Source organism: Cobetia sp. 5-11-6-3, assembly GCF_013374055.1.
GTDB lineage: Bacteria > Pseudomonadota > Gammaproteobacteria > Pseudomonadales > Halomonadaceae > Cobetia > Cobetia marina.
Map to the genome: position 1 here is coordinate 1 of NZ_BLWJ01000040.1, position 281 is coordinate 281.

Consider the following 281-nt stretch of genomic DNA (forward strand, 5'->3'; position numbering starts at 1 on the left):
GCACCAATGATGCGACTCCGACGCTGACCGGCAGCGCCGAAGCCGGTAGCACCGTCACGATTACCCACAATGGTGAGGAAATCGCGACAGTCACCGCCGATGCCAATGGCACCTGGAGCTTCACGCCGGCGACTGGCTTCGCCGATGGCGAGCACGTCTTCAGCGTCACCGCCACCGATGCCGCGGGCAACGAAAGTGCACCGTCTGCCGACTTCACGCTCACCGTCGACACTACCGCGCCGGATGCACCAGTGCTGGCTGAGACCGATGGCACCACCGTC

At 64.8% G+C, this 281-nt stretch carries 1 protein-coding gene; it reads left to right on the forward strand.

Annotated features, from left to right (window positions below; genetic code table 11):
• Positions 1 to 281: Ig-like domain-containing protein (locus HXS66_RS17325; RefSeq protein ID WP_176504180.1), on the forward strand; the 281-nt coding region annotated here is incomplete at both ends.